Raw genomic sequence first — 8,242 nt, 5'->3', positions numbered from 1 at the left:
ACCCCCGTAACCGTATTCATGCTAGAATAAACCTAAACGTACAGACGAAGGAGAGGCCAGTATGATTAAAATTATCGCTTCCGATATGGATGGTACCCTGCTCAATAACAAGATGCAGGTGTCCGACGCTAACGCCGCCGCCATCCGTGCAGCTCAGGAAAACGGCATCGAGTTTATGGTTGCCACCGGGCGCGGCCTGACCGAGGCTAAACCGCTCCTACAAGAACAAAAACTTCGCACCGCATACATCACGCTGAATGGTGCGCAAGTCTTTGACGAGGACGGCCGCCTGGTTGTTTCCGTTCCCCTCGACGACGACATGACCGCACTCTCCATGAAGACCCTCGATGACCGTAACCTCTACTACGAATTGGTCACCGATCACGGCATCTTTTCTAACAGCCGGGTGCGGCGGATTCAAAACGTGGCCGACCTACTGGTGAACTTGAACCCCGACACTGATTACAAAATGGCGGTGGCCCTGGCCTCAGCCCGCCTGGAAATTATGAATATTAATTACGTCGAGGACTACGGTGAAATCGTTGGTGACGAGAACGTCCACGTCATGAAGATTATTGCCTTTAACACCGCCGACCCGGTTGCTTTAAGTGAACCCAAGAAGCTCCTGTTGGCGACGGGTAAGTTGATGGTGACGAGTAGCTCACGCAATAACATCGAAATTAACAACATTAAGTCGCAAAAGGGATTGGCAGTGGCCGCCTACGCCGCAAAACGTGGTTGGACCATGGACAACGTGATGGCGGTTGGTGACAATTTTAATGATGAATCCATGATTCGTGATGCAAAGTATAGTGTCGCCATGGGTAACGCCGTCCAGCCCATCAAAAATTTGGCGTGGTTTACTACGGATTCGAATGTGCATGACGGTGTCGCCAAGGCTATCTACAAGGCCATTGAAGTCAATGCACAAGAGGCGTCAATGACAAAGTAGCACCATTGGGTCAAGTTAGGAGGCGGATACGCGTGGATTTGTACTTTGAAACCGCTCCGTTGCAAGCTGGGCGTATTGCTAGCGTGCGCGATGCGGATAACGCCACGGTGCTCGGGGTACGGCGTAGTTTTGGCACGTCCATCGGTTTTCGTGTGTTTTCGTTTCCAGAACATGACGTGATTGGTACGATTAGTGCGGAAAATGAGCAGGCGGCCCGCTTTGAACTGCGCGTTGGTGACGACGCCAATACCCTAGTTAGGGTGGCCCGCGGTGGTGGGCACCCTCTGTACTTGTTGCGCCACGGTGGCTGGCTGATTGCTGGCACTGAAAAAAGTGACTCTTATCGCGGTTTTCAGGGATTCGGCTTTGTGTTTAGCATGGGCCCCGTGATTACTAGCGGTGGCCGGACGTTGCGCGTCCAAGTATCCAAGGAAGCTGATGCGGTGACGGGTGTGTTGCTGGCCGCCGCGCTGGATCGCGTGAGGATTGTCACTAATGCCCAAAAGAAGCCGCCGTTACAATATTCCTTTGGTGGGGCCGGATAACCCCTCCAATTATGGGTTTGAAGAAATAAGGATGATGGATTTGACCAAAACGATTATTCACGACGATTGGCAGGAGGTACTTGCTCCCGTTTTTGCCAGTCCTACATATGCACAATTGCACGCTTTTTTACGTTCAGAATACGGTAGTCAAACGGTTTATCCCGATATGTACCACATTTTTCAGGCGTTTGAATGGACGCCGTTCAGTGCCACCCGTGTGGTCATCTTGGGGCAGGATCCGTACCACGAGGAACACCAAGCGGTTGGTGCCAGTTTTGCCGTGTCTCCGGGTGTACAAATACCACCTTCATTAGTGAATATTTACCAGGAACTGCAAAGTGATTTGGGCATTGCCCCCGTCCACCACGGTTATCTGAAGTCGTGGGCTGAACAGGGGGTGCTTTTGCTGAATGCGGTCCTGACCGTCCGCGCCCACCAGGCCAACTCCCACCGGGGCAAAGGCTGGGAGGATTTGACCGACGCGGCCATTAAGGCGTTGTCCGCGCGTGGCGGTGTGGTGTTCATCCTTTGGGGACGCTCGGCTCAGAATAAGCGTCCTTTCATTGATGAGGGTAAAAACGTGGTGATTGCGTCGGCACATCCGAGCCCGTTGTCGGCGTACCGGGGCTTCTTTGGCAGTAAGCCGTTCTCCCGGACCAACGCAGCGCTTGTGCAGATGGGGGAGCAGCCAATTAACTGGCAACTACCCAAACACGTGGAACGTGCCGATTAACTTAGTTGGCTTTAGTGGTTAGCCTTGTTAAAATGAAGTATCGCATAAAATAGGGGGTACCATCGTGGACTTATTCGCAACTTTGGAACAAAACGTTAAGGGGCAAGGCGTCAGCATTGTTTTCCCGGAAGGCACAGAACCACGAATTCTGGGAGCCGTGGCCCGACTACAGTCGCAAGGCATTCTGAATGCCGTTGTGCTGGGCAATCCGGATGATATTCAGCGGGTGGCTGCTGACAATGGCTTTGACATCACGGGTGTGACCATCCGGAACCCCGAAGATGACCCGGAGCATGATCAATTGGCGGCGGCATTTATGGAACGCCGTCACGGCAAGGCCACTGCTGAACAGGCCGCCGAAGCCGTACGCGATGCCACGTACTTCGGTACCATGTTGGTATACACCGGTGCCGTTGATGGGTTAGTATCCGGTACCGTACACTCCACCGCCAACACGGTACGTCCCGCCCTACAGATTATTAAGACCAAGCCCGGGGTGTCCCGGACTAGTGGTGCGTTTATTATGCAACGCGGTGATGAGCGTTACCTCTTTGCCGACACTGCGATTAACATTGACCCCAGTGCTGACGAATTGGCAGAAATCGCGGTTGAATCCGCGGGCACGGCCAAGGCGTTTGGTATTGATCCCAAAGTCGCGATGCTATCCTTCTCGACAAAGGGTTCCGCAGCGGGCGATATGGTGACCAAGGTGCAGGAGGCAACGGCCAAGGCCCAAGCGTTGGCTCCGGACGTGCCGATTGACGGTGAATTGCAGTTTGACGCTGCGTTCGTTCCGAGCGTGGGTGCGCAGAAGGCCCCGGACTCAACGGTTGCCGGGCACGCCACCGTCTTTGTTTTCCCCGAACTGCAGTCTGGCAACATTGGCTACAAGATTGCCCAGCGGCTAGGTGGCTTCCAGGCGGTTGGTCCGATTTTACAGGGACTCAACCAACCGGTGTCCGACCTTTCACGTGGTGCGTCAACTGAAGATGTATACCAAACGGCTTTGGTCACCGCCACCCAAGTATTGGCAAGCAAAAATGACTAACACGTGGACCTTTAACAATGAAGATGAGCTCCGGAGCTTTGCCGGTCAGATTGCCCCGCTGCTACAGGCGGGGGATGTTCTGTTGCTGGATGGTGACTTGGGCGCGGGCAAGACCAGCTTTACAAAGGGGCTGGGGCTAGCACTGGGTATTCACCAACCCATTAAAAGCCCAACGTTTACCATCATCCATGAGTATCCGACGGCCCGTATTCCGTTGTACCACATGGACCTCTACCGGCTGGAAGGCGGCGGCGCGGAGGACCTCGGCTTGGAGGAATACTTCGAGGGTGACGGTGTCAGCGTGGTGGAATGGCCTGACTATTTAGGCGCTAGTGCACCGTACGATTATGTAACCCTACATTTCCACAAGGACGACCATGACGATAATCGGCGCACGATTACCGCCGAGGCGGAGGGCGAGCGGGGCCACGCCCTGTTGGCTTCGATTAGCGCATTAGCACAATAACAGCATTTTAAGAGGGGTCGTGACGGTTGATTCGTCACGGCCTCTTTAATGATTGCCAAAGATTTGTCCGCAGTTGATTATCATCGCAAACCATGCCGGTTGGTGGTGCTATACTAATAACTAGTAAGTGTAGCTAGACATTTCGGGGGGGATTATTCATGGAATATTACACGTTACGTGATGGTTTAGAACTACCCAAAGTAGGTTTTGGTACTTATAAACTCAACGGTACGGACGGTGTCCGTGCCATCAGTAGCGCCATTGATCAGGGCTACCGCTTAATTGATACGGCGTATAACTATGAGAATGAGGGTACGGTGGGTGCCGCAATCCGCCAGTCATCAGTTCCGCGCTCAGAGTTGTTGGTCACGTCTAAGCTGCCTGGTCGGTACTACCACCGGCGGGACGCCATCAACACTTTGAAGGAAAGCCTGTTTCGTGCCGGCCTGGATTACTTTGATGTGTACCTGTTGCATTGGCCGAACCCAAGCAAAGACATGTACGTCGAGGCATGGCAGGCGTTGATTGACGCTCAGCAATTCGGGTTGGTGCGGTCCATTGGGGTCTGCAACTTCCTGCCGGAGTATTTAGACCGGTTGGATACGGAAACTGGCGTAATGCCGGTGATTAACCAGATCGAGCTGCACCCGCACTTTAACCAGGCCGAACAGCGCGCGTATGACGAGGCTCACGGTATCCTCACGGAGGATTGGAGTCCGCTGGGGCGCGCCAGCGACGTTCTGCACAACCCGGATATTCAGGCCATTGCGGATGCGCACGGCAAAGGTGTCGGGCAAGTCATTCTACGGTGGGGCATCCAGCTGGGGACGCTGCCGATTCCCAAGTCGCAACATGCTAGTCGACAGCGGGAGAATATTGACGTCTTCGACTTTGCATTAAGCGATGCGGAAATGGCGACGATTAATGCCCTGAGTACACCGGATGGCCGACTCAAGGATCAGGATCCAAGTAAGTACGAGGAATTTTAACTTAATTAGGGCGGTGGCAACCACGAGGTGATTGCCACCGCTGCGGCTATAGCGGAGGATTGGGTATGACAGCAAGACCACAAGATGATTTATACATGGCGGTGAACGGGCGCTGGCAGGCCCAAACGGTGATACCACCCGAAAAGTCGGTCATTGGGGCCGACAGTGACCTGGGTGACAACATTCGGGAACGTTTAGTGCAAGATTTGCGAGCAATCAATGACGGCAGTATGGCAACTGTTGATCAACCGCTGCTTGCGGCGGCGCGACTATTTGTGAAGGCTGACGACCGGCAGCAACGTAACCGTCTGGGTGTGGAGCCGATTCGGGCGCGGTTGGCAACTTTGACCCGGCTGAGTAGTTTTGACCAATGGCGGTTGGCGTTACCGACTTTGTTCCGCGAAGATTATCCGTTGCCGCTGAGCACCTTTGTAATGCCGGACTTCCACGATGCTCAGGTCAACATGTTGAACGTTAGTGGGCCGGATACCATTTTGCCCGATGCAGCCATGTACGCGGAGGAGAACGCCGACACGCAAGCGATGTTTGATGCGTGGTCTGATATGGCCCGCGGGCTCCTGCATGCGGTGGGCTTTACGGACGTGGAGGCGGATCAGTACGTTGTGGACGCCCTCGACTTTGACCGGCGGGCCGGTGCGGTGTTGCCGACAAACGAAGAGTATGCGGTTGACACCAACTGGGACCACCCGGTGGCCTGGGACGACTTTGTTGAGCAAATCAAGGCGACCGGTTTGGGCGACGCGCTCGGAGCGGTGTTGCCCGTTCAACCCAAGTTCGTCAATGCACCCACGGTCCGGTATGTGACCGTCCTCAACCAGTTGGTGAACCAGGACAACTTCGAGCAATGGCAGCACATGGCCGTGATTCAGGAGCTCATTACCAATGGGACTTACCTGAGTGATGAGATGCGGCAACTGGCCGGTGCGTACCAGCGGTTTCTTGCGGGTCAACCAGAGCCCACAGAGTGGCATAAGCACGCCTTTGCAGTGACGAACAGCGTGCTGGCGGAGCCCATCGGTATCTACTACGGGCGGACTTATTTTGGCCAGGCGGCGAAGGACGATATCACCGGGCTGGTCCGGGAGTTGATTCAACAATACGAGGTGCAGCTCCGCCACAATACGTGGTTAAGCCCAGCCACCCGCGACAAAGCCGTTGCGAAACTAGCGACCATGAACATTAAGATGGGGTATCCGGATCACGCCGCGGCGGTATACGCGCACCTGCACGTGGATCCAGAGGACGACTTGCTGACGGCAATGGTGCAACTGGTTAGCGCATCCCGTCAGTTCCGGTGGTCAACGGTTGGTCAGGCAGTTGACCGGTCAGAGTGGCAGATGCCCGGACACCTGGTTAACGCCTGCTACGATCCGTCGATGAACGACATCACCTTTCCCGCGGGTATTCTGCAGCCGCCATTTTATGCACTCGACTGGTCCCGTGCGGCTAAACTTGGCGGAACGGGTGCAACCATCGGGCACGAGATCTCACACTCCTTTGATAACAACGGGTCCATGTTTGACGCCCACGGTACGATGAATAATTGGTGGCAGGATGCGGACAAAGTAGCGTTTGACCACATTGTTGATGAGGTGGCGGCACAGTTTGATGGCCGTTTATACGAGGGTACTCAAGTTAATGGTCGGCTGACCGTGAGCGAAAATATTGCGGACAACGCCGGCATGGATGTCGCGTTGGCGGTGCTGGGCGACCAGGCTACGCCAACGGAACTACAAGAATTCTTCACGGCGTACGCCAAATCGTGGGCAACCAAGATGCGTCCAGAGCGAGCCAAAACGGTGCTCAGTCAGGATGTGCACGCCCCGGCAACGTTACGGGTCAATGTGCCCGTGATGAATTTTGACGAGTGGTACCGTGCATATGACGTGCAGCCTAGCGACGGGGAGTACCTTGAGCCGGATAAGCGCATCGTTATTTGGGATCGGTAATAGAAAAGGCTCCGCCTCTCCAACAACGCAAGCTGCGTTAGCGAGAGGCGGAGCCATTTTTGGGCGAATTTAGGCGAGTTTAATAAAGTTGGCAAGTGCTTGACTGCCAAACTGAACTTTTTCAGTCATAAGGATTCGGGCACACGCGTACGAGTCGGCCAATGCGTTGTGGTGGTTATTGAGGGTAATACCCAACGCGTCGCTGACGGTATCCAGTTTGTGGTTGGCAAGCGTGGGCAGAAAGCTACGCGAGGTGGCGACGGTATCGATGTACTGGTACTTGGGTGTGGGGATGCCGTACCGTTCCAAAGACTTACGGAGCACACTGACGTCAAACTGCGCGTTGTGCGCGGCCACTAACTGGGTGCGCGTGAAGAATTGGGCGATGTGCGGCCACAGCTCGGGAAAGGTGGGCGCGTCCGCAACCATTGCCGGCGTGATGTGGTGAATCCGAATGTTGAACGGCGAAAAGTCAGTTTCGGGGTTAATGAGATTATAGAACGAATCGACAACGCGGTCGTTGCGCACGACGACAATCGCGACCGAGCACGCAGAGGCGCGCTTACCGGTGGCGGTTTCGTAGTCCATGGCGATAAAATTCACGTTTATCCCTCCAGTAGGTTGGCCGTATCGAGCTCAACTGGGCAATGGTCGGAGCCCAAAATATCGGTATGAATTTGGGCATCCGTGATGCGGTCATCCAAATCCTTGCTAGTAACAAAGTAGTCAATCCGCCAACCGGCGTTGCGTTTACGGGCTCCGAAACGGTAACTCCACCAAGAGTAAATATCCTTTTGTTCCGGGTAAAAGTAGCGGAAGGTGTCGGTGAAACCGGCGTCGAGTTGGGCCGTGAAGTCGGTGCGCTCTTCGTCGGTAAAACCAGCGTTATGGTGGTTACTGGTGGGATTCTTCAGGTCAATGATCTGGTGGGCGACGTTGAGGTCACCGCAGTAGATGACAGGTTTCTCAGCAGCCAGCTTGCTGGTGTATTCCCGGAAGGCCACGTCAAAGCCCTGACGGAAATCCAGACGCTTAAGTTCGGTTCCGGAGTTGGGAACGTACACGGTAATCACGTAAAAGTTTGGGTACGAGAGGGTAATCACGCGGCCCTCGGTATCGTATTCGGGCACCCCGATACCGTACGTTACGTTATCAGGTTCGTGCTTGGTAAAGATGGCGGTTCCGGAATAGCCTTTGCGTTCCGCGTAGTTAAAGTATTGGTGGTAACCGGGTAGCTCAAGCTCGACTTGGCCAGCCTGCATTTTGGTTTCTTGCAGGCAGAACCAGTCTGCATCAAGTGCGGAAATTACGTCGTAAAAGTTCTTTTTGAGTACGGCACGGAGACCGTTGACGTTCCAAGAAATAAACTTCATTGTGCACCCCTTTGTGTGACAGCGTTACAGATTGAAGACATACCTTGATTTTAACCAAACTTATGTACGGTGTCCATGGTCCCTTGTTGCGGGGGGGGGCTGCTGTGGTGATGGTGGGCGGCAGCGTAGGCCGTAGTGGTGAGCTGCGGCTTTCGTGGGGTACTCC

At 54.5% G+C, this 8,242-nt stretch carries 9 protein-coding genes; 7 read left to right on the top strand and 2 right to left on the bottom strand.

Going from position 1 to position 8,242, the window contains the following annotated elements:
• Positions 1-61: 61 nt before the first annotated feature.
• The 7 genes from LPA02S_RS09540 (at position 62) to LPA02S_RS09510 (ending at position 6,703) form a co-directional block, all read left to right on the top strand.
• Positions 62-952: a Cof-type HAD-IIB family hydrolase gene (locus LPA02S_RS09540; RefSeq protein WP_056956592.1), complete on the top strand. Its 891-nt coding sequence runs from the start codon at positions 62-64 to the stop codon at positions 950-952.
• Positions 953-984: 32 nt separating this feature from the next.
• Positions 985-1,497, top strand: a complete 513-nt coding sequence (locus tag LPA02S_RS09535) for a hypothetical protein (RefSeq protein WP_056956593.1) — start codon at positions 985-987, stop codon at positions 1,495-1,497.
• 34 nt (positions 1,498-1,531) lie between these two features.
• Positions 1,532-2,230 carry a uracil-DNA glycosylase gene (locus LPA02S_RS09530; protein ID WP_056956630.1) on the top strand — a complete coding sequence of 233 codons (699 nt, stop codon included), beginning with the start codon at positions 1,532-1,534 and terminating at the stop codon, positions 2,228-2,230.
• 64 nt (positions 2,231-2,294) lie between these two features.
• Positions 2,295-3,278: a phosphate acetyltransferase gene (gene pta / locus LPA02S_RS09525; protein ID WP_056956594.1), complete on the top strand. Its 984-nt coding sequence runs from the start codon at positions 2,295-2,297 to the stop codon at positions 3,276-3,278.
• Entirely contained in the window at positions 3,271-3,744 is a 474-nt protein-coding gene (gene tsaE, locus LPA02S_RS09520; RefSeq protein ID WP_054650319.1) for a tRNA (adenosine(37)-N6)-threonylcarbamoyltransferase complex ATPase subunit type 1 TsaE, read from the top strand. Before pta ends, tsaE begins: the two co-directional genes overlap by 8 nt.
• A gap of 158 nt (positions 3,745-3,902) precedes the next feature.
• Positions 3,903-4,733, top strand: coding sequence for an aldo/keto reductase (locus LPA02S_RS09515; RefSeq protein WP_056956595.1), 831 nt, complete (start codon positions 3,903-3,905; stop codon positions 4,731-4,733).
• A 65-nt stretch (positions 4,734-4,798) separates the two neighbouring features.
• On the top strand, positions 4,799-6,703 hold the full coding sequence (locus tag LPA02S_RS09510; protein ID WP_056956596.1) for a M13-type metalloendopeptidase: 1,905 nt from the start codon (positions 4,799-4,801) through the stop codon (positions 6,701-6,703).
• Between the two features lie 69 nt (positions 6,704-6,772).
• On the opposite strand, the gene LPA02S_RS09505 is transcribed toward LPA02S_RS09510, so the two are convergent.
• Both LPA02S_RS09505 and LPA02S_RS09500 read right to left on the bottom strand, forming a co-directional pair.
• Complete coding sequence (locus LPA02S_RS09505; protein WP_054650317.1) at positions 6,773-7,306, bottom strand: 3'-5' exonuclease; 534 nt, start codon at positions 7,304-7,306, stop codon at positions 6,773-6,775.
• A 2-nt stretch (positions 7,307-7,308) separates the two neighbouring features.
• Positions 7,309-8,076, bottom strand: a complete 768-nt coding sequence (locus LPA02S_RS09500) for an exodeoxyribonuclease III (RefSeq protein ID WP_054650315.1) — start codon at positions 8,074-8,076, stop codon at positions 7,309-7,311.
• Positions 8,077-8,242 lie beyond the last annotated feature (166 nt).

Source organism: Lacticaseibacillus pantheris DSM 15945 = JCM 12539 = NBRC 106106 (assembly GCF_001591865.1).
GTDB classification, from domain to species: Bacteria; Bacillota; Bacilli; order Lactobacillales; family Lactobacillaceae; genus Lacticaseibacillus; species Lacticaseibacillus pantheris.
This window is presented reverse-complemented; position numbering and strand designations above follow the sequence as displayed.

What these genes read in the sequence shown, in the direction of transcription:
- LPA02S_RS09540 (WP_056956592.1), top strand. Translation starts at nt 62, where the DNA reads ATGATTAAAATTATCGCTTCCGATATGGATGGTACCCTGCTCAATAAC.
- LPA02S_RS09530 (WP_056956630.1), top strand. Translation starts at nt 1,532, where the DNA reads ATGGATTTGACCAAAACGATTATTCACGACGATTGGCAGGAGGTACTT.
- tsaE (WP_054650319.1), top strand. Translation starts at nt 3,271, where the DNA reads ATGACTAACACGTGGACCTTTAACAATGAAGATGAGCTCCGGAGCTTT.
- LPA02S_RS09515 (WP_056956595.1), top strand. Translation starts at nt 3,903, where the DNA reads ATGGAATATTACACGTTACGTGATGGTTTAGAACTACCCAAAGTAGGT.
- LPA02S_RS09510 (WP_056956596.1), top strand. Translation starts at nt 4,799, where the DNA reads ATGACAGCAAGACCACAAGATGATTTATACATGGCGGTGAACGGGCGC.
- LPA02S_RS09500 (WP_054650315.1), bottom strand. Translation starts at nt 8,076, where the DNA reads ATGAAGTTTATTTCTTGGAACGTCAACGGTCTCCGTGCCGTACTCAAA.